Below are 21,825 nucleotides of genomic sequence, written 5' to 3'. Positions count from 1 at the left end.
GCACGGGTCGTTAACCACGGCGAAACCCGAAATGCGCGGAAGGGGCATCATGCGGCGAGTCGTGGCGGTACTCATGGGGGTGGCGATGGTGATCGTCGCCGGAGGGGTCGCGGAGGCGGCGATCACGCACCGACAGGACGGCCCCTTCGGGATGCTGGTCGCCTCCTCGAGTGCGGAGCAGCAGCCTGAGCAGGGAATGGCGAGCGCGCCCGGCACGAAGGTGTCGAAGGCCGCCGCGAAGGTGGCCAAGGTCAAGCCGGCGCCGTCGCTGATCGGCGGGGTGGAGCCGGTGCACCAGGTGCTCGACCTGCTCGGACACCAGCGGACCGAGCTGCACTACGCGGAGGCGGAGTACGTGAAGCCGCACTTCAGCAACCTGTTGCTGCTCCCGGGGCAGTACCTGAAGGTGAGCGACCCGGCGGGCAGGGAGAGCCGGTACTACGGCCCGGAGGGCCTGCCGCTGGCCGACCCGGCGAGCCTGCTCGACCTGGGCAAGACCCTGTCCGGTGGCCCGCTGAAGGGCGTGGACACCTGGGCCATGTCCGTGCCGGGCGACACGGCGGTCCTGGAGGTCGTGAGCAAGCGACTGCCCACCGACAAGCTGGGGCTGCCGACCGAGAAGCTCGGCGGCCTCGGCGTCACCGTCGACAAGGTCGCCCGGGGCTTCAGCAAGAAGGAGCTCGCCGCCAAGGAGAAGCCGCGCACCGAGAGCGTGTGCAAGCGGGATGACAAGTCCGACGCGGTGTGCTTCCAGTCGGAGTACCCGAAGGAGTTCGAGCACGCCAAGCCCGTCGCCCGGCTCCTGATCAACGGGGTGGAGCTGTGCACCGCGTGGCGGATCGGCGCGAACAACCGGATGCTCACCAACCAGCACTGCATCGCCAGCCAGCGCGACGTGTCCAACACCGAGGTCTGGTTCAACTACCAGTGTGAGGTGTGCGGCGGGTCGAAGTCCGTGCCGGTGACCAAGGTGTACGGCGACCAGTTCCTCGCCACCGACGACAAGCTGGACTTCAGCCTGTTCACGGTGGACGACTTCGAGGCGATCCAGCCGTTCGGCTACCTGGAGTTCGACGACCGGCGGCCCGACGCCGGCGAGGAGATCTACATCCCGCAGCACCCGGGCGGCAACGCCAAGCAGATCGCGATGACCAGCGACGTGGACCGCGGCGCCAACTGCAAGGTCGACGACCCCAACTTCGAGGGGTACGGCCCCGGCACCGACGTCTCGTACTTCTGCGACACCGAGGGCGGCTCGTCCGGCTCCCCGGTCCTGTCGCGCCGGACGCACAAGGTCGTCGCCCTGCACCACTTCGGCGGCTGCCCCAACTCGGGCGTCCGGGTCGATCTGATCCAGAAGAAGCTCGCCGGCAAGCTTTAATAGGGGATGCGAATTCCCCTGGCCACGGTACGGCCAGGCTGGTGGCTCGATGCCGCCTGCCTGGCCGTTCTGCTTGCCCTGACCACGGCGCTCGCCCAGGGCGCCGGCTGGCTGCTCGACCTGGACCTGGCGGTGCGCGACGCGGCGGACGCTAGCCGGCCGGACTGGGCCGCCTGGGTGCTGGGCCAGGTGTTCAACCGGCTCGGCGGCGGTACCCCGTTGATGGTGTTGTGCCTGCTCATCGCGCTGTGGCGCGGCTGGCGGGGCAACGGCCTGCTCAACATCTGGCCGCCGATGACCGTGGTCGCCGGCTACCTGCTCACCGGGCTGGCGATCAAGCCGCTCAAGGTGTGGTCGCACCGGCTGCCGCCGCGCGACCCGGCCAACGACCCGGCCTTCTTCGCGGCTCCGCACCCCGGGTTCTCCGGGGGGCCGGCCAACGAGTCGTTCCCGTCGGGGCACATGGTCAACACGTTCGTCTGGTACACGATCCTGGTGATCCTGCTCTCGCCGTGGCTGAGCCGGCGGTGGCGGCGGGTGGTGCGGGTGGTGCCGGTGGTCGTGGTCACGTTCACCACGGTCTACCTGGGGTACCACTGGGTCACCGACTCCGCCGCCGGCATCCTGATCGGCGTGCTGCTGTCCCGGCTGATCAACCGGGTGGACTGGGCGGCCCTCCCCGGATGGCCCCACCCGCGCGGGTGACCTGCGGCCCGGTGGTCAGGCGGCCAGCACCCGGAGGAAGTGCTCCACGGTGGCGGCCATCGCGTCGCGGCCGGGGGCCACGTACTTGCGCGGGTCCACGGCCTTCGGGTTCGCGCCGAGGTAGTCGCGCACCGCCCCGGTGAAGGCGATGTTCAGCGCCGTACCAATATTGATCTTGGTCATGCCGGCGCGCACCGCCGCCGTCAGCTCCCCGTCCGGCACGCCGGAGGACCCGTGCAGCACCAGCGGCACCGGCACGGCCTCGCGCAGCCGCCCGATCAGCTCCAGGTCCAGCGCCGCATCCCGGGACGTCATCGCGTGCGAGGAACCCACGGCCACGGCCAGCGCGTCCACCCCGGTGTCCCGGACGAACGCCACGGCCTCCGCTGGATCGGTCCGCACCCCGGGGGCGTGCGCGCCGTCCTTGCCGCCGACCTCGCCCAGCTCGCTCTCCAGCCACAGGCCGTGCGCGTGGCAGAACTCGACGGCCTTGCGGGTCTCGGCCACGTTGGCGGCGAAGTCGAGCTTGGAGCCGTCGTACATCACGGAGCCGAAACCGTGCTCCGGGGCCTGCTCGACGAGGGCCATGTCCTCGACGTGGTCGAGGTGCAGCGCCACCGGCACCGACGAGGCGCGGGCCACCTCCCGGGCCGCCGCGGCGATCGGGGCGAGCCGGTTGTGGTGGAAGAGCACGGCGTTCTGGCTGATCTGCAGGATCACCGGCTGGCCGGCGGCTTCGGCGCCGGCGACGATGGCCTCGGCGTGCTCCACGGTGATCACGTTGAACGCGCCCACGCCCCGGCCGGGGACGACGAGCTCTGCGGTGGGGGTCAGCATCTACAACTCCTGAGAGGTCACCGCGCGGCGGAACCCGCGGTACGCGATCGAGTCGAAGGCCCCGGCCTCGGGGGCCAGCACCGCCGAGGCGGACAGCGCCACCGCGTCGGCGAGAATCCAGGGCCATTCCTTCTGGTACGCCAGCCCCCGCGCCACCGCCGCGACGGCGGAGTCCCCGGCCCCGGTGGGGTTCCCGGCGACCGGTGCTGGGGGTGCCGCGCGCCAGCGGCCGTCGGCGGTGACGGCCAGCATTCCGTCGGGGCCTCGGGAGGCGAGGACCGCGCGGGCCCCTGCCGTCCGGAGCGCCTCGGCGCACTCGACGATGTGCGCGAGCCCGGCGGTGGCGATCCGGTCACCGTCGTAGGCGGGTTGTCCGCCGGTGGGGGCTCCTGGATCGGGGTGAGCGGTCGTCCGGGCGCCCCCGTCAGCGCCCGGACGGTCTGTGGGTGTGGCCCCGCCGCGCATGGCCTCGGCCAGCTCCTCGGCGTTCGGCTTGATCACGTCGGGGCCGGCGGCCAGGGCGAGGGTCAACGGCTCACCGCTGGTGTCCAGGACGGTCGGCACCTCGCGTTCCCTGGCGATGGTCACCAGCTGCGCGTACGCGTCGGCCGGCACCCCCCGGGGCAGCGAACCGGACAGCACCACGACCCGGGCGACGGCGACCAGCCCCCGGTAGCGCGCGACGAACTCGGCCCACTCCTCGGCGGTCACCAGGGGGCCGGGCTCCCAGAAGCCGGTGGCGTCCGAGCCGTCGGACACGACAACGGTCCGCCGCGACTCGTCGGCGATCTCGACGAACGCGTGCCTGGTCTCCAGCAGGTCGCGGGCCTTCGCGCCGGCCGCGCCGCCGACCAGCCCGGTGGCGATCACCGGCTCGCCGAGGGCGTGCAGCACCCGGGCGACGTTGAGGCCCTTGCCGCCGGGGCGTTCCACGACGGTGCGGACCCGGTGCGCGGCGCCCGGCACGAGCGCGTCGACCTGGTAGGTGACGTCGAGTGCGACGTTGAGGGTGACGGTGAGGATCACGCGACCCGCGCTCCGCCCTTGTACACCTCGAGTACCTGGAGGTTGTCGTCGAGGATCACGTAGTCGGCCCTGCGGCCCACCTCGATCGCGCCCCGGTCGAGCAGGCCGACCGCCCCGGCGGGCGTGGTCGCGGCCATCCGCGCGGCGTCCACGATCGAGAAGCCGGCCCCGACGGCCCGGCGGAACGCGGCGTCCATGGTCAGGGTGCTGCCGGCGATGGAGCCGTTGCGGGTCAGCCGGGCCACGCCGTCGGCGACGACCACGCCCTGCCCGCCCAGCTCGTACTCGCCGTCGGGCATCCCCGCGGCGGCCATCGCGTCGGTGATCAGCGCCGCGCGCTCCGGGCCGGTCACCCCGGCGGCGAAGGACAGTGTGCCGTCGTGCAGGTGCACCCCGTCGGCGACGAACTCGCAGACGATTCCGGGGGCGCGCAGCAGCGCGAACACGGGGCCGGGCTCGCGGTGGTGCGGCGGGCGCATGCCGTTGAACACGTGGGTGCCGACCGTGGCCCCGGCCGTGATCATGGCCAGGGTCTGCTCGTACGTCGCGTCGGTGTGCCCGATCGCCACCGCGATCCCCGCGTCGACCAGCATCTTCGTGGCCGCCAGCGCCCCGGGCAGCTCGGGGGCGATGGTGACCATCCGCACCGCGCCGCCGCCGAGGCTGATCAGCGCGGCGAGCTCGTCGAGGTCGGGGTCGCGGAGGAAGTCCGGGTTCTGCGCGCCGCACCGGATCGCAGAGAGATAGGGGCCCTCGTAGTGGATGCCCGCCAGCGTCCCGTCGCCGACCAGCGGCCGGAAGTTGGCCGTCGCGGTGCTCATCAGCTCCGGGGGCGAGGTCACCAGCGAGGCGACGATCGAGGTGGTGCCGCGGGCCAGGTGGAACGCGGCGGCCTCGCGCGCGGCGACCGGGTCACCGGTGGTGAACGTGTGCCCGCCGCCGCCGTGGGTGTGGATGTCCACGAAGCCGGGGACCAGCCAGTGGGCGTCGTCCCCCGGTACCACCTCGGTGATCATGCCGTCTTCGCTGTTGAGCTGGCCGGTGATGACCCCGTCGGGGGTAACGATCTTCACGAGCTCTCCAACCTGTCGAGCGCGAGGAGAGCTGCGCCGATGCAGCCGGCCTCGTCGCCGAGCGCGGCCCGGACCAGGTGAGGCCGGGCATGGAACGTCCGTTTGGCGTCCAGCGCGACCGCGAGCGGGGCGAGGAGCAGGCCGCCGGCTTCCGCCAGCCCGCCCCCGATGATGATGATCTCCGGATCGAGCAGGGCGATCCCGGCGAGCAGGCCGTCGGCCAGGGCGTCCACGGACTCCTGCCAGATCTGCTGCGCCTTGGCCTCCCCGGCTTCCGCCCGGGCGGCGACCTCGGCCGCGGTCACGTTTTCACCGTACCTGCGGCCGATGGCGCTGGCCGACGCGATCGCCTCGACACAGCCGAACTGACCGCAGCCGCACTGGGGCCCACCTGGGCGGATGACGATGTGCCCGATCTCGCCGGCAGCACCGTGCGCCCCGCTCCGGACGTGCCCGTTGACGGCCAGGCCGGACGCGATCCCGGTGCCGATCGGGATGAAGAGCACATTGTCGTACTCGCGACCCGCGCCGATCCGGGCCTCCGCCAGGGCCCCGGCCCGGACGTCGTGCCCGAGCGCCGCGGTCAGTCCGGTGCGGGTCTCGATCAGGTCGCGCAGGGGCGCGTCGCGCCAGCCGATGTTCGACGAGTACACGGCGATGCCGCCGTCCTCGTTGACCACGCCGGGGACGACGACGCCGACGGCCTTGGGGTCCAGCCCCTTGTCGTGCGCCGTGCGGACCAGGCCGGCCGCGACGTCGCCGATGGTGTCGAGAACCGCCTCGGGCCCCCGCTCCCGGTGCGTCGCGTGCCGCTCGACGTGCAGCACCTGGCCGGCGGTGTCGACCAGGGCGCACTTCATCCCCGTGCCGCCGACGTCGATCGCGACGACCGTGCTAACCATCCAGGATCACCGAACGGGTCAGGTGCCGCGGCTGGTCGGGGTCGAGGCCCCGGTGCGCGGCGAGCGCCACGGCGACCCGCTGGGCGACGACCAGGTCCGCGAGCGGGTCCATGTCGCTGCTCACGAACGCCGCCCCGGTGCGCGCCACGTCGTCGGCCAGGCCGACCGGCACCTCGCCGAAGGCCCAGACCGCGCGGTTGGGGGCCGCGATCGAGATCGGGCCGTGCCGGTACTCCATCGCCGGGTACGACTCGGTCCAGAACGTCGCGGCCTCCCGGCACTTCAGCCCTGCCTCGTTGGCCAGCCCGACGGTCCAGCCCCGACCGAGGAAGGTGATCTGCTCGATCGTCGCCACGTCCACCGGCAGCGCGATCTCCACGGCCTTGGCCGCGTCGGAGATCGCCCCGGTCAGGTCCTCGCCGAGGCTGGCGCGCAGCAGGGCGAGGGTGGTGGTGGCGAATCTGGTCTGGACGACCGACTTCTCGTCGGCGAAGTCCAGCACGATGGCGTCCCCGGCGAGGGCGACGCCCGGCGAGGTCGGGTCGCCGATGATGGCGACACTCGGAATGCTGGACGGCAGCTGGCCGAGCAGCTCCAGCACCTCGGTCGTGGTGCCGGACCGGGTGATGGCGAGGACGCGGTCGTAGCCGCGCCCGATCGGGAACTCGGACGCTGCGAACGCGTCCGTCTCGCCGTGTCCTGCGGACTCGCGTAGCACGGCGTACGACTGCGCCATGAACCACGACGTGCCGCAGCCGACGACCGCGATCCGCTCCCCGCGACGGGGCAGAGCGTCGGCCCGGGCTCCCGCCACCTCGACGGCGCGGGTCCAGCACGCGGGCTGGCTGGCGATCTCCTGCTCGACGTACGTCACCTGCGTGGCCTCCTTGATGGCTTATGATCCGATTTCGCGCACGGAACTCGACGTAAGGGCCTAGTTTCGAGCATCATTGTGCAGGAGAATCATTGTGCACGGAACTCCGTAGGATGCATAGCACTGGGATCGAGCCCAACTGGGGCTGACTGGGAGAGGGGCCGCACGTGGACCGGTACGCGCGCTGGAATGCGCTGCTGGAGCTCCTCGCGGAGTCCGGACGTGTCAGTGTTGAGGACGCAGCTGACCGCCTGACTGTGTCGCAAGCCACAATTCGGCGGGATTTCGACCAGCTCGCCCAGCAACAGATGATCACCCGAACCCGGGGTGGGGCGGTCGCCAACGGAGTGTCGTACGACCTGCCATTACGGTACAAGTCCGCCAAGAACATCGGTGAGAAGCAGCGGATCGGGCAGGTCGCGGCCTCGCTGGTCTCGCCCGGCATGGTGGTGGGGATCAACGGCGGCACCACGACCACCGAGGTCGCCCGGGCCCTGGCGACCCGCGCCGACCTGGCCGGCGGCGTGGACGGCCAGGGGCTGACCATCGTCACCAACGCGCTGAACATCGCCAATGAGATGATCGTCCGCTCCCACATCAAGATCGTGGTGACCGGCGGCGTGGTCCGCCCCCAGTCCTACGAACTCGTCGGCCCGCTGGCCACCGGCATCCTCCGCGAGCTGACCCTCGACATGGTCCTGCTCGGCGTCAACGCCGTCGACGTCCAGCTCGGCGCGGCGGCGCACCACGAGGGCGAGGCGGCGATCAACAACCTGATGGCCGCGCGCGCCCGCCGGGTCGTCATCATCGCCGACAGCTCCAAGCTGGGTAAGCACGCCTTCGCCCGGATCTGCCCCATCGAGCGGGTGGACACCCTGGTCACCGACCAGCACGCCGACCCGCGGCTCGTAGCGGAGTTCGAGGCGGCCGGGCTGAAGGTCGTCAAGGTGTGACCGGTTCGTCACCGGAACACGCTTCGGCGCGTTGACGCATGTCCGGATCTGGGTAATCATCTGGAGTAGACGTAGCCCGTGCGGCGAGGCGGCCCCCTCATCGCGCGGGCTCACTGCTGTCCGGGGCCGACCGGCGGCCCGAGCCCGGGATCGTGAGGGTGCCGCCGCCGGGGTCGAAGACCTTTCCTTCGGGTACCCCGCCGATCAACCGACCCGGGTGGGTCGCGCCGCTCGGCGGACCCGGGTGCCGGGCGGTTGGACCGCGCCGACCGGCGACCCGGGCGTTGGCCTGGCTAGGCGGCCACGAAGGTCCAGCGCTGCGCCGGGTGGTTCGTGATCGACCAGTTGCCGACCCGGTTGCCGTTGCCGCCGCCGTCGGAGGTGAACGCGTCCATCACGTTGGCCCCTCCGCCGAGCTCGACGGATATCTCGTAGTCGTTGGTGTCAGTGTGCAGGTACGGCCAGTAGCGCTGGCCGGTCGAGTTCATGTAGTCCCAGGTCAGATACTGGTAGCCGTTGGCACCGCCGGAGGACGCCGGGTAGTCCAGGGACCGGCCGGTCCTGGCGTTGATGATCTCCAGCCAGTAGGGGCCGGAGCTGCCGTTGTTGTACAGGTACCACTTCTCGGAGATGCCGCCGTTGCAGTCCCACAGGCCGACCCGGTTGCCGTTGCCCCCGCCGTCGCTGTACCAGGCGTCCAGGCAGCGACCGGTCCACTTGTTGACGATGTAGACCGGGCCGCTCAGCCCGGCGGCGAGCCGGGTCGGGCTCTGGCCCTGGATCACCAGGTCGTGGCTGCCCGTGCTCTGGCGGCCCTCCGCTGCCGCAGGCGTGGCCGACAGGCCGAGCACCGTGAGGATTCCGAGCACGGCCAGCGCCGCTCTGCGGAATGTCGAATTCATGCCAGCTCCTTAAAAGATTGAACATGACCGATTTACCCTCGCAGGTGCCCCGAGGGCCTCCAATAGATAGTGATCCATGTCCTAAAAGGGTCTGTCATGCAACCGAACGTCGGTGGACATCAATGCCGATCCGCCGTTGGCCTGTGGATAACCCTGTGGATGGCAAAAACTGGCCTTTCGTTCGCGGCGGGGGCTTCGCTAGGGTCGGGGGATGGTCATTCCGTCGCACAGCCCCGAGGCGAAACTGCCCGAGCTCAGCGTCCGGGAGCGCGAGCTGCTCGACTTCGAGCGCCAGTGGTGGCGGTTCCCCGGAGCCAAGGAGCAGGCGATCCGCGACCAGCTCGACCTGTCCGGGACGCGGTACTACCAGTTGATCAACGAGCTGCTCGACAATCCGGCGGCCCTGGTGCACGACCCGGTCCTGGTCGGGCGGCTGCGCCGGATCCGGGACACGCGGCGTCGGTCGCGGGGGTAGGGACTGCCCGGCCACCGCACCTGGAGAGGCCCGGTGGCCGACCCCGTCGGTGGGGTGCCGATCGCCGGGTGGTGCCGGTCAGCCGCGAGGCTCCGGCCGATGGATGGCGGGGACACTCCTCCGTCATCGGATGATGGGTTTGATCTGGTTCTTCGGCCGCCCCGCCGCCCGGCCCCACCGCCCCGCTACCCGCCGGCTAGCGGCTCGCCGCGTAGGCCGCCAGGGCCGCCACCTGTGCCGGATCCAACGACGGCCGCACCCGCGTCCGGGCCGTCGCCACATGCCCGGCCGTCACGGTCGCCGCGTCCAGGGACTCCCGCATCGCCGCGAGTGCGGCCTCCCGGAGCAGCGCGGCACAGTCCGCCGACGAGAACCCGTCGAGCTCCTCCGCCAGCGCGGCGAGGTCCACGTCGTCGGCCAGCGGCACGTTGCGGGCGGACGCGCGCAGGATCGCCTCCCGGGCCGTGGCGTCCGGCGGCGGGACGTAGACGAGGCGTTCGAGACGGCCGGGGCGGAGCAGGGCCGGGTCGATCAGGTCCGGGCGGTTGGTCGCGCCGATCACGACCACGTTGCGCAGGGACTCGACGCCGTCGAGTTCGGTGAGCAGCGCCGCGACCACCCGGTCGGTGGTGCCGCCGTCGGTGGACTGGCCCCGCTGCGGGGCGAGCGCGTCGACCTCGTCGAGGAAGATCAGGGTGGGGGCGGCGTCGCGGGCCCGGCGGAACAGTTCGCGGACCCCGCGTTCGCTCTCGCCGACCCACTTGTTCAGCAGCTCGGCGCCCTTGACGGACAGCACATTGGCCTTCCCGGTACCGGCGATCGCCTTCACCAGGAACGTCTTCCCGCAGCCGGGCGGCCCGTACAGCAGCACGCCCCGGGGCGCGTCGACCCCGAGCCGGGCGAACGTGTCCGGGTACGTCAGCGGCCACAGCACGCTCTCCGTCAGCACCTGCTTGACGTCGGCCATGTCGCCGACCTCGTCGAGGGTGATCCGGCCGAGGTCGAGGGTCGACTGGCCCATGGAGCTGGGCCGGACCACCTCGAGGGCCGCGTCGAAGTCGGCCTGGGTGACGTTGGGCGCGGCCCCGCCCCGGACCCGTAGCGCCGCGCGGACGCCGGCCTCCCGGGTCAGCGCGCTCAGGTCGGCGGCGACGAAGCCGGGGGTGCGGCCCGCGATGTCGTCCAGGGTCACGTCGCCGGCGAGGGCGACGCCCCGGGTGAGCACCTCGAGCAGCTCGCGCCGGCCGACGGCGTCGGGGAGCGGCACGGAGATCTCGTGTTCGAGCAGGCCCGGCCCGCGCAGCCCCGGTTCGAGGTCCTCGGGGCGGCTCGTGGTGCACACGACGGCCCGGCCGCGTCCGACCCGGTCGGCGATCAGGGACCGGAACGCCGTGGCCAGCCCGCCCGACAACGCGTCCACATCGGACACCAGCAGAATGCCGTCGGACCGGCGGAGCGCCGTGAGGGCGTCGTTCGGGGGCATCGCGGCGAGTTCGGGGCCCCACAACGTGTCGACCCGGGCGTGCAGCGAGTGCGCGACGGCTTTGACCAGAGTGGACTTCCCGGAGCCCGCTGGGCCGGTGATCAGCACGCCGAGGGACACGTCGGTACCGAGCGAGTCGAGCACCTCCCGGTGGTGCAGGCCCAGGTCGAGCAGCTCGGTCAGCTGCTGGGCCTGGCCGCGCAGCCCGGCGAGTTCGATCTCCTCCGCGGCGGGTCCGGCAGGTTCCGGCGCGGACGGCGAGTGGGTGGCGTGCCCGTCCCGCCAGCCGACGACGGTGTCCATCGTGACCAGCCCGGTCGGCCCCGGCTCGATGCCCGTGGCGGTCAGCAGCACCGTGGTCCACGCGAGCCCGACCCGGTTGGCCAGGCTCTGCCGCGCGCCGGACGCCATGTCGTGCGGCAGCAGCGACACGTTGTCCTCGACGGTGATGACCTTGCCGAGCAGCGCCAGGCGGAGCATCTCCGGGCTGACCGAGGCCATGATCTCCGGCTGGCCGGCGACCGTGATCCGCCGCGCGGCCTCGACGGGCAGCGCGGACACCGTCACCGAGGAACCGTCGCGCGCGCCGAGGTTGCCGAGCGTCAGGTCGTCGGCGTGCAGCAGGCCCCGGGCGGCGTCGGGCTCGGCGAGCGCGGCGATGCCCGCCGTCTCCCGCCGGCCGACGAGGCGGACCGGGTCGCCCGGGCGCAGGCCCAGGGCCGTGAGGACCTCCGCGTGCAGCCGGACGATGCCGCGCCGGGCGTCGAGGGCTGCGGGGCGCAGGCTGGCGGTCAACGTCAGGGCTTCGGTCACGCCCCGAGACTAGCCGGGCGGGGCACGCCCCGGGGCCTGCGCCCGAACCGCCCCGGTCCCGCACCGGGCCCTGCCCCAGGCACAACGACCCGGGCCACAAACCCACAAACCCAGATCAGACGGTTACGAGTGGTCCCTCACCCGGCAGCGCCGGTCCGACCCCTCACCCTGCGGCGCGGGTCCGACGTCTCACCGGGCCGCGCCGGTCCTCTCCACCACCCGGGCCCCGTCCAGCCACACGCCCCGGATGGCCTCCTTGAGCGCACCCTTGGCCCCGGCGTGCGCGAGCGCGTCGCCCTCCACCAGCACAAGGTCGGCCTTCTTCCCCGGCGTGACCGTCCCGAGCGTGTCGGAGACCCCGAGCAGCTCGGCCGCCGACCCGGTCCCGGTGTGCAGGGCTCCGGCCGGGGTCATCCCCGCCTTGATCAGCAGCCGGAACTCGTCCAGGTTGTCGCCGTGCGGTCCGACTCCGGAGTCCGTGCCCATCGCGATCCTCACGCCGGCGGCGATCGCGCGCTCCACTGCGGCCGTGTGCTGGCCGACGACCATCTGCGCCTTCTCGATCACCTCTGGCAGCAGTCCACCGCCGTCGGCGGCGATCCGCAGCACCATCTGGGGCGCGAGCATCGTCGGCACCAGCCAGGCGCCGCGCTCCAGGAGCAGCTCGACGCCCTCGTCGTCCAGGTAGATGCCGTGCTCCACCGAGCGCACCCCGTTGCGCAGCGCCACCTTGATGCCGTCGGCGGCCTGGGCGTGCGACATGACGTACTTGCCGGCCGCCGTGGCCTCCTCGACCATCACGGCGACCTCGGCGTCGCGGAAGTGGCCGTGGCGCGGGTCGTCGCGGGGGGACAGTACCCCTCCCGAAGTCATGATCTTGAGAACGTCTGCCCCGGCGCGCAGCATCTCCCGGGTCTTCTTCCGGGCCTCGTCGGGCCCGTCGCAGATCCCCGACGGCCGTCCCGGGTGCGCCGGGAACAGCTTCACCGAGGAGCCGCACGGCATCCAGCCGTCGCCGTGCCCGCCGGTCTGGCTGAGCGCGTTGACGGAGATCTGCATCCGGGGCCCTGCGACGAGGCCCCGCCGGACGGCCTCCTTCACCCCGAGGTCGGCGCCGCCGGCGTCGCGCACCGAGGTGATGCCACATTCCAGAGTGGCCCGCAGATTGTGCACCGACTCGTAGAACGGCAGCGAGAACGGCCGGGCCAGGCCCTTGAGGTAGTCCACTCCGGAGAACATCACGTGCACGTGGCAGTCGAAGAAGCCGGGCAGCAGGGTGTGGCCGGTCGCGTCGACGGCGACGTCACCGTCGAGACCGACGCCGACGTCCACGATCGTATCTCCTTCGACGACCACGTCGGCGGGGAACGGGGCGGCGCCGGTGCCGTCGAACACGACACCGCCGTGGATCAGGGTCCGGGTCATCCGTTGTTCATAGCCGCTCGCGCAGCCTCGACGCCACCCCACTGGTCCCAGATCGTCCAGGTACTGCCGCCCGGATACACCTCGACGCCGTTGTCCGGCCCGAGTTGGACCCGGCGGCCCGGGTACGCGCGGGAAGCCGTCTGCACGTCGCGGTCGTCGAACGCGCCGGAGAATATGAGAGCGCCATCGATGAGCTCACATTTCGTCGCACCGGTCGGCCAGCGCGTTTCGAATGCGTCCGTCTTGAACGGCTCATGGGGCGGGGGGAGGTCAGGGCCAAGCATGGGGGAGATTTAACCGTATTTTTTTAGCCGACGCCATCGCGCCGCGTACAGTCGCTCCATGCGCTTGATCGGTCGACACCGCCTGTGGGCGCTCGCCGTAGTGATCGGCCTGCTGGGCGGCCTTTCCTGGTGGTATTTCTCGGACAACGAATCCGACTACCACTCCACCGACGCACAACTCCCCGTCAACGGCGTCGTCCTGGACACCACCTTCTACGCCCAGGATTCCGGCAAGGCCCCCGTCATCCTCCTCGCGCACGGCTTCGGCGGTTCGAAGAACTCCGTGGCTGATTCGGCGAAGGAACTGGCCGGGCGCGGATACAACGTGTTGACCTGGACCGCCCGGGGCTTCGGCCGCTCGTCCGGCGAGATCCACCTCAACGCCCGCGACTACGAGATCAAGGACGCGCAGGCGCTGATCGACTGGGCGGCGCGGCAGAAGTCCGTCGCGCTGGACGCCGCCGGAGACCCGAAGCTGGGTGTCGTCGGCGGCTCGTACGGCGGGGCACTGGCCCTCAACCTGGCCGGCGTCGACAAGCGGGTGGACGCGATCGTCCCGCAGATCACCTACAACGACCTGGCCCGGTCCCTGCTGCCGGACGGCTCGGGCGGTCCGCCGGAGAACGGCGTGCTCAAAAAGGGCTGGGTCGGCGTTCTGTTCGGCTCCGGTTCGGGTTTCTCCCTCGGCGGACCGGTCCGGGCCACGGGGGATCCGCAGTGCGGCCGGTTCGCCGCCGACGTGTGCGCGGCGTTCCTGGACACCGTGACCACCGGCCGGGCCACGCCCGACACCGTGAACCTGCTCCGGTCGGTCAGCCCCAACGCCGTCGCCGGCCAGATCACCGCCCCGACCCTGCTGATCCAGGGCATGGCCGACTCGCTGTTCCCGCTGCCGGAGGCCGAGGCCAACGCGAAGGCGATCACCAGCGCGCCGGTCCGCCTGGCCTGGTTCTCCGGCGGGCACGACGGCGGGGCCGGCTCCAACAGCGACCAGGACCGGGTCAAGTTCCTCACCGTGCAGTGGCTCGACCACTATCTCCTGCACAAGGGCGACGTGCCGGGCTCCTCGTTCACGTACAGCCGGGTCACCGGGGTCAGCGCCCAGGAACGCGGCCTGACGACGACCGGGTTCAAGCTGGACACGTACCCGGGGCTCGACGCGTCCCCGCGTTCCGTCGACCTCACCGGCCGCGAGCAGCGGATCGCCAGCCCGCCCAACGGGGTGCCGTCGGCGATCTCGGTGCTGCCGGGTCTCGCCCTGGGCGGCACCGGCCTGACCAGCGTCGAGATGCCCGGCCAGAACGCGGCGTTCGAGTCGGCGCCCCTCACCCAGGCCGTCGACGTCGTCGGTACGCCCAGCGTGCAGCTGCGGGTGGCGTCCCCGACCGGCGAGGCGGTGCTGTTCGCCAAGCTGTACGACGTCAGCCCCAACGGCCAGGCGTCCCTCCCCAACGGACTCGTCGCCCCGGTCCGGCTCTCCGGCCTGCCCGCCGACGTCTCCGCCGCCCAGCCGGTCAAGGTGACCCTGCCGGCGATCTCCACCCGGGTCGACGTCGGGCACCGGGTCCGCTTGGTGATCGCGACATCCGACCAGTCCTACCAGGGCCCGGTGCAACCCGTCGTCTACACCGTGGCCGTCGGCAACGCCGTCTCGCTGCCCACCGCCCTCGGCACCCCGCTCACGTCGGCGGAGACCCCGCTGCTGATCGCGCTGGCCGTCCTGGTCGGCCTGATCCTGCTCGGCATCCTCGCCGCGATCCTGGTCGCGCGCGCCCGGCACCGGGGCCGTGACCGCGCGGTCGTCGCCGAGTACGCGGACACACCGCTGGTCATCAAGGGCCTCCGCAAGGAGTACGCGGGCGGCTACGTCGCAGTCCGCGACATCAGCCTCACCGTGCAACGCGGCCAGGTCGTCGGCCTCCTCGGCCCGAACGGCGCCGGCAAGACCACCTCCCTGCGCGTCCTGATGGGCCTGACCCGCCCGAGCGCCGGCGAGGTGCTCGTCTTCGGCCACCAGCTCATCCCCGGTGCCCCGGTGCTGTCCCGGCTGGGCGCGCTCGTCGAGGGCCCCGGTTTCCTCCCGCACCTGTCGGGCATGGAGAACCTCCGGCTGTACTGGCAGTCCACCGGCCGCCCCGCCGAGGACTCCCGCCTCGACGAGGTGCTGGAGATCGCCAACCTGGGCAAGTCCATCCACCGCAAGGCCCGCACCTACTCGCACGGCATGAAGCAGCGGCTCGCCATCGCGCAGGCCATGCTCGGCATGCCGGAGCTGCTGGTCCTCGACGAGCCGACCGACGGGCTCGACCCGCCGCAGATCGCCGAGATGCGCCGGGTGCTGAAGAAGTACGCCGTCGACGGCCGCGCGGTGCTGGTCTCCAGCCACCTCCTCGCGGAGGTCGAGCAGACCTGCACCCACGTGGTCGTCGTCAACGCCGGCCGGCTCGTCGCGTCGGGGCCGGTGGCCGAGGTGGCCAGCTCGGGCCGACGCCTGGAGGACGCGTTCCTGGCCCTGGTGGAAGGAGGCCCCGAAGATGACCGCGACTGACAAGTCGGCCCGACGGACCGAGGTGGCCCGATGACGACCGCGATCGAGACCGACGGCCGCGCCGCAGGCTGGCTGGCGAGCCGCACCCTCCGCTACGGGGTCGAGTTCCGCCGCCAGCTCACCCGCCGCCGGACGAAGCTGGCCCTGGGCTTCCTGGCCCTGCTGCCACTGCTCCTGGCGGGCGCGTTCAAGCTCAACCCGGGCGGCGGCGGTCCCAGCCGGCAGAACGCCTACGGCAGCCTCGTCGACCTGGCGACCGGCAGCGCGCTGAACTTCACGATCTTCGCGCTGTTCGTGTCGTCCACGTTCCTGCTGATCGTGGTCGTGGCCCTGTTCTGCGGGGACACGATCGCGAGCGAGGCCAGCTGGGGGAGCCTGCGCTACCTGCTGGCCGTCCCGGTGCCCCGCTCGCGCCTGCTCGCCGTCAAGCTGTCCGTCGCCCTGTCCTACTGCGCCATCGCCGTCCTGCTGCTGGCCGGCAGCGCGATGCTCTGCGGTTGGATCTTCTTCGGCTGGCACGACCTGGGCACCCCGCTCGGCGGCGTCCTGCCGGCCGGCACGGGCTTCGGCCGGGTCCTCGGCGTCGTCGGCTACCTGGCGGTCCAACTGCTACCGATCGCCGGCCTGGCCTTCCTGCTGTCCGTGAGCACCGACGCCCCGCTCGGCGCCGTCGGCGGGGCGGTGCTGTTGCAGATCATCGCCAACATCCTCGACGCGGTGACCGCCCTCGGCGATCTGCGCAACTACCTGCCGGGGCACTACGACACCGGCTGGCTCGGCCTGCTGGCCAGCCCCGTCCAGACCGAGGACATGATCCGGGGCACGATCTCCTCCCTGCTCTACGTCACGGTGTTCGTGGCGCTGGGCTGGTGGCGCTTCCTCCGCAAGGACGTGGTGAGCTGACCCGACCCCAGGCCAGGCCCCGGATCCGGGCCCGGGCCTGACCTCAGGGCCACCGGCGACCGCGACGCCCCCGGTGGTCCTCCGCAACAGGAACAGGAACCCGGCCGCCACCCCCGTCCCCACCGCCACAAGCGCGCACACCGCGATCAGGATGTTCGGCACGGCGGAGCTCCCGGGACTCTCCCCGGCGAGCCGCCGGTACTCCCACGCCTGCTGGTGCTGCGGCGACGCGGCGAGTACGGCGTCGAAATACCCGATCGCCGCCTTGTTGTGCCCGGCGAAGTACTGCCGGAGCCCGGCCTGGTAGTTGCGGTCCACCGCGCTGAGCCCGTGCGGGATCTCCTTGCCCCGCAACACCCCGGCGACCAGCGAGGACGCGGCCATGAAGTTGAACGCCTGCGGCTCGCCGGCCGGCGCGGCGCTGACGATGCCCACCACCCGGCCCTCCTGGTCGACCACGGGCCCGCCGCTCATTCCGCCGGTGGAGGCGGCGCTGACCTCGTAGAACGGGATGCCGGCGACCGTGCGGCGGTTGCTGATCCGGCCGTCCTTGGCGCTCGGCTCCAGCGTGGGGTCACTGATCCGGTCGGCGGAACCGGGGAAGCCGATGGCGAGGATCGGCGTACCGACCGGCAGGTCGCGGCCGTCGACCACCTCCAGAGCCGGCAGCCTGCCGCGCTCGATCTTCAGCACGGCGACGTCGCCCTGGCTGTGCGGCAGGACGTGCACGACCTCGGCGGGCAGCTGGTCGTCGACGGTCCCGCCGTCGATCCGCACCCCGCGGTGCACGACGACCTGCCGGCTGATCGGGCTGTCCTTCGTCGGCCCCTCGGTCACGGCGTGGTCGAGCAGGGCGGCGACGGCCTTGTCGGTGTCCGTGGCCCGGCCGACGGCGGCCAGCTCCTTGGCGACGATCCCGAACAGAGCGCGGCCGATGCCTTCCGGCCCGGGGTCCACGCAGTGCCCGGCCGTGACGAGCTGGCCGTCTGCGTGCACCCCGAACCCGGTGCACGAGCTCACGATCCGATACCCGTCGCGGCCGCCGAACACCTCACCCGTCCGGGTGTCCCGGACCCACGCGTGCCAGCGGATCTCCACGATCACGATGGCCGGCCGGGCGATGGCGGCGGCCCGCTCCTCGGCACTGGGCGGCGCGGCGGAGGCCGGCACCGCACCCCCGAACACGAGCAGGCCAGCCAGCGCGATCAGGGCCAGGGCACGCCTCATCCGTAGAACCCGTAGCCGGGTGTGCGGGCCCACACCGACTTGTAGCCCGTGGCGTTGCTCTCCTCGAACGTCCCACCAGCGCACGTGTAATGATCCGTCTCGTTCAGCTCCGGCTGTGGCTTGCTCTCCGAGTCGAGCTCCCCTTCGGGCACCGACCAGTGGTGCCGCAGCGTCGTACTCGTCCGGGCCAGATATGTCACCGTGTCCCCCGTCGCCGTCCACGTGAACTCCGCCGACCCGTTCGACGTCAGCCGCAGGGTCGACCCGTCGCTGTTCGCCGTGTACGTCACGTTGTCGTAGCTCTCCGTGCCGGTGCCGTCGGCCCGGAACTCGTAGACCTTGCCGCTGGTGCTGGCCGGGAACGGGTCGGCGTTGGAGTAGAACTTCACGATCGCCGTCTCCGTGACCACCCGCCACGAGCCGACCACGCACAACGGCAGCCCCGGCGCCCTGGTCGGCGCGGCCGACGGGCTGACCGTGGGCCGCGGGCCCGCCTGCGCCGGTGGCCCGCCCGCCGGACAGCACCTCTCGGGGCCGAGCCCCACCCCGACGACGGAGAAGACGGCCAACCCGGCGGCCGCTACCCCGGTCAGCACACTGACGAGCGCCAAAGCGAGGATGGCCCCGCCGAACCGGCTACGCATGCCAGAATTGTGCCAGCGGGGCACGACAAGTTCTACTGTGGATCTTGCTCACTCATCCGTCGAAACTGGACCGACAAATCCACTCGTACCACCCAGTGTGTTCGGTCTTAACTGACAGCTAACCCTTTTTCCGAGCCGGAGTTCGTAGTTTGAGCGGACAATTGCGTTCCATGAGGCAGCCGCGCGACCTGAACGCCACCTCCGCCGCGACCCTCGGACTGCTGCACCGCCTGACATCGGCCACCGCCGGTGAACTGGCGCGGGCGGCCGAGGCCGACATCAGCCCCTTCTGGGGCATCACGCGGAGCCAGATCTTCCGGGAGTTGCCGCTGCTGGCCGGCCGGGGTTTGGTCGGGGCGGGGGACACCGGCCCGCGGGGGAGCGTGCCGTACCACCTCACGGACGCCGGGCGGGAGGCGTTCGGGGCCTGGCTCGTGGGCGCTCCGCATCCGCAGCAGCCCCGCGAGGAGCTGCTGCTCCGGATCGGCTTCGGCCAGCACCTGGGCCCGGAGGACCTGGAGCTGCTGCTCGACCGGCACCGCAAGGTGCACGCGGCCCGCCTCGCCCACCACGAGACCGAACGCGCGGCGCTGGCCGAGGCCGGCGAACCCTACCGGCTGGTGACCTGCGAATACGCCATCCGCTACGAGCGCATGGTCCTGAGCTGGATCGAGGACCTGCCGAAGCTGCTGCTCACCGATTGAGCCGCCACAGCTCCCAGTACCCGTCGGGTCCGATCTGGGCGGTGTAGGCGTGCGCGACGCTCAACGTCTCGTCCCCGTGCACCATCGGCAGGTGGTGTACGGGCTGCCCCGCGCGGGTCAACGCCGCTCCGCGGAACCGCCCACCGGTCACCCGCCAGTCCAGCCCGTCATGATGGAACCGGTAACTGTCCCCGGGCGTCATCCAGTGCACGATCCCGTCGAGCGCGAGACTGATGATGGCATCACGAGGCCCGTTGGAAACGGTGTCCAGCGTCCCGAGCGCGGTAGCGGTAGTCGTCATCCCCAAACGCTATGACCGTGCCCCAGCCTGGAGCCGAATCGATGCGGGTCAGAGCATAAACTTCAGACGGTTACGGCGGTCCCTCACCCGGCGCGCACCGATCAGTCCGGAAGCTCCCGATGCTCATCAGCGACCTTCAGCAAGAACTCCCGAGCCTCCTCCCCATGCAACGCAACCTGATTCAATGACTCGAATAACTCCACATACAGAAGGATGTCCGTGCGATCACGCGCCTTGAGGTCGCCGTGCATGGTTTCGATCACCACCAGCCGCTCGTCGAAGATCACGAAATTGTGCAGCGGCGCCTGTGGGAGTCGGATGGTCCAAGGAAGAATGCCCATCTTGACGCTCGCGAGCCTGGAAGCAGACACGAGGTGATCCATCTGGGTCGCCATCACTGCGCTGGGGCCCACCCGGTTGCGTAGTGCGGCCTCGCCGACCAAGAACTGAAAGCTGCGTGCGCCCTCGAAGAGGACGCGCTGCCGCTCCAGTCGCGCGGCGATCATTCGCTGCGGATCGACTCCTCCTGAATTCGGAAGGCTGAACATTGCCCGTATGTATTCCGGCGTTTGTAGAAGTCCGGCGATTGCGGCAGGGAAGTAGCTCCTGTATTCCTGCGCCGAGCGCTCCCTGACTCCGACCGTCTGCTGATTGCGATCCAGGCCAGCCTGTCGCATCGCCCTCGCGTGGGTGAAGACCAGTGGTCCGATCTGCGCCATCGCGAGGATCCTCTCGCGTGTCTCAGGAGACGCTTGCAGCACCGTCAGCATACTTTCGACCTCGTCGATCGAAGGTCTACACAGGCCGGTCTCGATCTTCGAGACCTTGGACTGGCTGACGCCGAGCCGAGCAGCGAGGCGGCTGCCGCTCAAGCTGGTGGACTCGCGAAGCTCTCGGAGGGCGACGCCCAGATCTTGACGCCTGCTGTGGAGGTCGGCTGACTTCGACATGCCTCGACGTTAGCGCTCTATCGAGGCTTCGGGCTTCCGCGTTCCTGGTATTCGGGTCATGGAATAAATACGTGTGGCCTCGGGGCGATCCCCGAGGCCACACTTTCGTTGTGCAGATGGAACCGATCAGCGATCGAAGGAGCCAGCCTTGACCCCGCCCACGAATGCATACCACTCCGCGCCGACAAAGACGAGCATGCCGGCCGAACGGTCCTTTGTGTCCCGGACTCCGACGAGCTGTTGATCGCCACTCGGTGAGACTTCGACGCAGTCGCCAGAGGGGGAGCTCCGGGTTGACTTGCGCCAAGCGGTGAATTCGGTCGTCATCACGATCCTTCTCGCTGAAACCGCTCAGCGGCCTCTTCGAGCATCCTGCTCGAATCCTCGGCGTTGAGCGTGGCTGCCCAGAACTCCTGGAAGATGCCCTCCATCCGGGCCAGGTCCTCAGCGTCGCTGAGCACCAGGTCCACGGTGTTGGTCTCGACGAATCCGACCTGCGGATCGTCGGGGCTCGCATACCGGAACAGCGTGAAGGCGGATGCCGCCGGTGTCCGCTCATAGATGTCGGCACCGAAGGGGAGTACCCGGATACTGATGTTCGGTCGTGTCGCGATCTTGACCAGATGGCGGAACTGGTCGGTCAGGATCGGTGGTGCGCAGGTCCGGCGATGAAGGACTCCCTCGTCCATGATCACCGAATACTTCGTTTCCTCGTTGTCCAGCAGCTTCTGGCGGGTGAGCCTGCCGTGGATCGCTGTCTGCAGCGCCGCCGGGTCGGCGAAGCTCGGGTAGTGCGACAGCCTGGCCCGGGTGTACTCCTCTGTCTGGAGGAGTCCGGGCACGAAGAGCAGAGTGATCTGCCGGATGTCGGTGGCGCCTGCTTCGATCTCGGCGATCTGGCGGTACCGCTCGAACATCGGCCCCACCATCGCCTTCCACCATCCGCGCTGGTTGGCGTCCCGGGCCATGGAGATCAGGATCTCCCGCTGCCCGCCGATCACCTCCAGCGCGTCGAGTATGTCCATGACTACGGACAGGTCCGGTCGGAGCTTGCCGTTCTCCAGCCTGCTGAGCTCCGAGGCCTGCCAGCCGACGAGTGCTGCCACGTTCGCGATGGTCAGTTGCTTGTCCCGGCGGAGCTTGCGTAACTCAGCCCCCAGCCTGCTCCGACGCACCATTGGGCTGTGCCCTACTGCCATTTCGGACCTCCTTGTCCCCGATCGGAGGGTTCAACGAGCGTGGTGTGGCTCACGTGTCGGGTGGTGGAAAAAGCCCATAGAATGCTGGGCACAACTGAATACCTCATCCAGAGGAGCCGAGGGAACGGCCCGTTGACGCTCCGGCAACCGCCACACGTGTGGGTTAGGTGCCAAATCCGGCCCGGATCGAAGATCGATTCCGGGAAAGATGGGAAG

General features: G+C 70.8%; 20 protein-coding genes, 2 pseudogenes and 1 riboswitch. Of the genes and pseudogenes, 7 read left to right on the top strand and 15 right to left on the bottom strand.

Translation table 11 applies throughout. The features are described 5' to 3' along the window. Window positions 1–61: 61 nt before the first annotated feature. Both IW245_RS42365 and IW245_RS26330 read left to right on the top strand, forming a co-directional pair. On the top strand, window positions 62–1,381 hold the full coding sequence (locus IW245_RS42365; protein WP_197005844.1) for a trypsin-like serine peptidase: 1,320 nt from the start codon (window positions 62–64) through the stop codon (window positions 1,379–1,381). Window positions 1,382–1,387: 6 nt separating this feature from the next. Continuing rightward, a complete protein-coding gene (locus IW245_RS26330) occupies window positions 1,388–2,086 on the top strand; it encodes a phosphatase PAP2 family protein (RefSeq protein WP_197005843.1) in 699 nt (232 codons plus the stop codon). Window positions 2,087–2,101: 15 nt separating this feature from the next. Here the strand turns inward: IW245_RS26330 and IW245_RS26325 are convergent, their stop codons facing one another. The 5 genes from IW245_RS26325 to IW245_RS26305 are packed head-to-tail and all read right to left on the bottom strand — an operon-like array spanning window position 2,102 to window position 6,798. Further along, a complete protein-coding gene (locus IW245_RS26325; protein WP_197005842.1) occupies window positions 2,102–2,923 on the bottom strand; it encodes a class II fructose-bisphosphate aldolase in 822 nt (273 codons plus the stop codon). Next, on the bottom strand, window positions 2,924–3,949 hold the full coding sequence (locus IW245_RS26320; protein WP_197005841.1) for a 1-phosphofructokinase family hexose kinase: 1,026 nt from the start codon (window positions 3,947–3,949) through the stop codon (window positions 2,924–2,926). Next, on the bottom strand, window positions 3,946–4,965 hold the full coding sequence (nagA, locus tag IW245_RS26315) for an N-acetylglucosamine-6-phosphate deacetylase (RefSeq protein WP_197008689.1): 1,020 nt from the start codon (window positions 4,963–4,965) through the stop codon (window positions 3,946–3,948). The genes IW245_RS26320 and nagA overlap by 4 nt, the downstream gene beginning before the upstream one ends. 53 nt (window positions 4,966–5,018) lie before the next feature. Beyond that, the gene (locus IW245_RS26310; RefSeq protein WP_197005840.1) at window positions 5,019–5,924 is read right to left on the bottom strand and encodes an ROK family protein; all 906 of its coding nucleotides are present in this window, start codon (window positions 5,922–5,924) and stop codon (window positions 5,019–5,021) included. Next, window positions 5,917–6,798: an SIS domain-containing protein gene (locus IW245_RS26305; RefSeq protein ID WP_197005839.1), complete on the bottom strand. Its 882-nt coding sequence runs from the start codon at window positions 6,796–6,798 to the stop codon at window positions 5,917–5,919. The genes IW245_RS26310 and IW245_RS26305 overlap by 8 nt, the downstream gene beginning before the upstream one ends. Before the next feature lie 167 nt (window positions 6,799–6,965). Here IW245_RS26305 and IW245_RS26300 point away from each other — a divergent pair, with 167 nt between their 5' ends. Next, window positions 6,966–7,751 (top strand): DeoR/GlpR family DNA-binding transcription regulator, encoded by a 786-nt coding sequence (locus IW245_RS26300; RefSeq protein ID WP_197005838.1) that lies wholly within the window; start codon window positions 6,966–6,968, stop codon window positions 7,749–7,751. A 293-nt stretch (window positions 7,752–8,044) separates the two neighbouring features. On the opposite strand, the gene IW245_RS26295 is transcribed toward IW245_RS26300, so the two are convergent. Continuing rightward, window positions 8,045–8,653, bottom strand: a complete 609-nt coding sequence (locus tag IW245_RS26295; RefSeq protein ID WP_197005837.1) for an RICIN domain-containing protein — start codon at window positions 8,651–8,653, stop codon at window positions 8,045–8,047. Window positions 8,654–8,906: 253 nt separating this feature from the next. Here IW245_RS26295 and IW245_RS26290 point away from each other — a divergent pair. After that, window positions 8,907–9,128 (top strand): annotated as a pseudogene (locus tag IW245_RS26290) (DUF3263 domain-containing protein); the annotation flags it as partial. A gap of 196 nt (window positions 9,129–9,324) precedes the next feature. Here IW245_RS26290 and IW245_RS26285 read toward each other — a convergent pair. The 3 genes from IW245_RS26285 to IW245_RS40975 all read right to left on the bottom strand — a co-directional run bounded on the left by IW245_RS26285 (window position 9,325) and on the right by IW245_RS40975 (window position 12,995). After that, window positions 9,325–11,424 carry an AAA family ATPase gene (locus tag IW245_RS26285; RefSeq protein ID WP_197005835.1) on the bottom strand — a complete coding sequence of 700 codons (2,100 nt, stop codon included), beginning with the start codon at window positions 11,422–11,424 and terminating at the stop codon, window positions 9,325–9,327. Between the two features lie 189 nt (window positions 11,425–11,613). Continuing rightward, window positions 11,614–12,849, bottom strand: a complete 1,236-nt coding sequence (locus IW245_RS26280) for a metal-dependent hydrolase family protein (protein WP_197005834.1) — start codon at window positions 12,847–12,849, stop codon at window positions 11,614–11,616. Continuing rightward, window positions 12,846–12,995, bottom strand: a complete 150-nt coding sequence (locus IW245_RS40975; RefSeq protein ID WP_231398947.1) for a hypothetical protein — start codon at window positions 12,993–12,995, stop codon at window positions 12,846–12,848. The genes IW245_RS26280 and IW245_RS40975 overlap by 4 nt, the downstream gene beginning before the upstream one ends. Window positions 12,996–13,191: 196 nt before the next feature. On the opposite strand from IW245_RS40975, the gene IW245_RS26270 reads away from it, so the two are divergent. Together IW245_RS26270 and IW245_RS26265 are read left to right on the top strand one after the other, a co-directional pair. Further along, window positions 13,192–15,681, top strand: a complete 2,490-nt coding sequence (locus tag IW245_RS26270) for an alpha/beta fold hydrolase (RefSeq protein WP_197005832.1) — start codon at window positions 13,192–13,194, stop codon at window positions 15,679–15,681. A gap of 30 nt (window positions 15,682–15,711) precedes the next feature. After that, window positions 15,712–16,584, top strand: coding sequence for an ABC transporter permease (locus IW245_RS26265; RefSeq protein ID WP_197005831.1), 873 nt, complete (start codon window positions 15,712–15,714; stop codon window positions 16,582–16,584). A 417-nt stretch (window positions 16,585–17,001) separates the two neighbouring features. Here the strand turns inward: IW245_RS26265 and IW245_RS40970 are convergent. Continuing rightward, window positions 17,002–17,811: pseudogene (locus tag IW245_RS40970) on the bottom strand (trypsin-like peptidase domain-containing protein); the annotation flags it as partial. Further along, window positions 17,808–18,455, bottom strand: coding sequence for a lipocalin-like domain-containing protein (locus tag IW245_RS26260; protein ID WP_197005830.1), 648 nt, complete (start codon window positions 18,453–18,455; stop codon window positions 17,808–17,810). The pseudogene IW245_RS40970 and the gene IW245_RS26260, both read right to left, overlap by 4 nt. A 170-nt stretch (window positions 18,456–18,625) precedes the next feature. On the opposite strand from IW245_RS26260, the gene IW245_RS26255 reads away from it, so the two are divergent. Then, entirely contained in the window at window positions 18,626–19,159 is a 534-nt protein-coding gene (locus IW245_RS26255) for a PadR family transcriptional regulator (protein WP_197005829.1), read from the top strand. Here IW245_RS26255 and IW245_RS26250 read toward each other — a convergent pair. The 4 genes from IW245_RS26250 to IW245_RS26235 all read right to left on the bottom strand — a co-directional run bounded on the left by IW245_RS26250 (window position 19,149) and on the right by IW245_RS26235 (window position 21,588). Continuing rightward, window positions 19,149–19,460 (bottom strand): hypothetical protein, encoded by a 312-nt coding sequence (locus IW245_RS26250; protein WP_197005828.1) that lies wholly within the window; start codon window positions 19,458–19,460, stop codon window positions 19,149–19,151. The two genes, IW245_RS26255 and IW245_RS26250, sit on opposite strands and share 11 nt — an antisense overlap. 101 nt (window positions 19,461–19,561) lie before the next feature. Then, a complete protein-coding gene (locus tag IW245_RS26245; RefSeq protein ID WP_197005827.1) occupies window positions 19,562–20,410 on the bottom strand; it encodes a helix-turn-helix domain-containing protein in 849 nt (282 codons plus the stop codon). 126 nt (window positions 20,411–20,536) lie between these two features. Beyond that, a complete protein-coding gene (locus tag IW245_RS26240) occupies window positions 20,537–20,737 on the bottom strand; it encodes a DUF397 domain-containing protein (RefSeq protein WP_197005826.1) in 201 nt (66 codons plus the stop codon). Further along, window positions 20,737–21,588: a helix-turn-helix domain-containing protein gene (locus tag IW245_RS26235; protein WP_231398945.1), complete on the bottom strand. Its 852-nt coding sequence runs from the start codon at window positions 21,586–21,588 to the stop codon at window positions 20,737–20,739. Before IW245_RS26235 ends, IW245_RS26240 begins: the two co-directional genes overlap by 1 nt. 121 nt (window positions 21,589–21,709) lie before the next feature. Further along, a riboswitch (SAM riboswitch) is annotated at window positions 21,710–21,824 on the top strand. The last annotated feature ends 1 nt before the right edge of the window (window position 21,825 follow it).

The sequence above is a fragment of the Longispora fulva genome (genome assembly GCF_015751905.1).
GTDB classification, from domain to species: domain Bacteria; phylum Actinomycetota; class Actinomycetes; order Mycobacteriales; family Micromonosporaceae; genus Longispora; species Longispora fulva.
The sequence above is the reverse complement of the archived record's forward strand: the minus strand, read 5'-3'. Positions and strand labels throughout refer to the sequence as shown.

Coding starts and splice junctions, on each gene's coding strand:
- IW245_RS26330 (WP_197005843.1), top strand. CDS start 1,388: ATGCGAATTCCCCTGGCCACGGTACGGCCAGGCTGGTGGCTCGATGCC.
- IW245_RS26325 (WP_197005842.1), bottom strand. CDS start 2,923: ATGCTGACCCCCACCGCAGAGCTCGTCGTCCCCGGCCGGGGCGTGGGC.
- nagA (WP_197008689.1), bottom strand. CDS start 4,965: ATGATCACCGAGGTGGTACCGGGGGACGACGCCCACTGGCTGGTCCCC.
- IW245_RS26310 (WP_197005840.1), bottom strand. CDS start 5,924: ATGGTTAGCACGGTCGTCGCGATCGACGTCGGCGGCACGGGGATGAAG.
- IW245_RS26295 (WP_197005837.1), bottom strand. CDS start 8,653: ATGAATTCGACATTCCGCAGAGCGGCGCTGGCCGTGCTCGGAATCCTC.
- IW245_RS26280 (WP_197005834.1), bottom strand. CDS start 12,849: ATGACCCGGACCCTGATCCACGGCGGTGTCGTGTTCGACGGCACCGGC.
- IW245_RS26270 (WP_197005832.1), top strand. CDS start 13,192: ATGCGCTTGATCGGTCGACACCGCCTGTGGGCGCTCGCCGTAGTGATC.
- IW245_RS26265 (WP_197005831.1), top strand. CDS start 15,712: ATGACGACCGCGATCGAGACCGACGGCCGCGCCGCAGGCTGGCTGGCG.
- IW245_RS26260 (WP_197005830.1), bottom strand. CDS start 18,455: ATGCGTAGCCGGTTCGGCGGGGCCATCCTCGCTTTGGCGCTCGTCAGT.
- IW245_RS26255 (WP_197005829.1), top strand. CDS start 18,626: ATGAGGCAGCCGCGCGACCTGAACGCCACCTCCGCCGCGACCCTCGGA.
- IW245_RS26250 (WP_197005828.1), bottom strand. CDS start 19,460: ATGACGACTACCGCTACCGCGCTCGGGACGCTGGACACCGTTTCCAAC.
- IW245_RS26245 (WP_197005827.1), bottom strand. CDS start 20,410: ATGTCGAAGTCAGCCGACCTCCACAGCAGGCGTCAAGATCTGGGCGTC.
- IW245_RS26240 (WP_197005826.1), bottom strand. CDS start 20,737: ATGACGACCGAATTCACCGCTTGGCGCAAGTCAACCCGGAGCTCCCCC.
- IW245_RS26235 (WP_231398945.1), bottom strand. CDS start 21,588: ATGGTGCGTCGGAGCAGGCTGGGGGCTGAGTTACGCAAGCTCCGCCGG.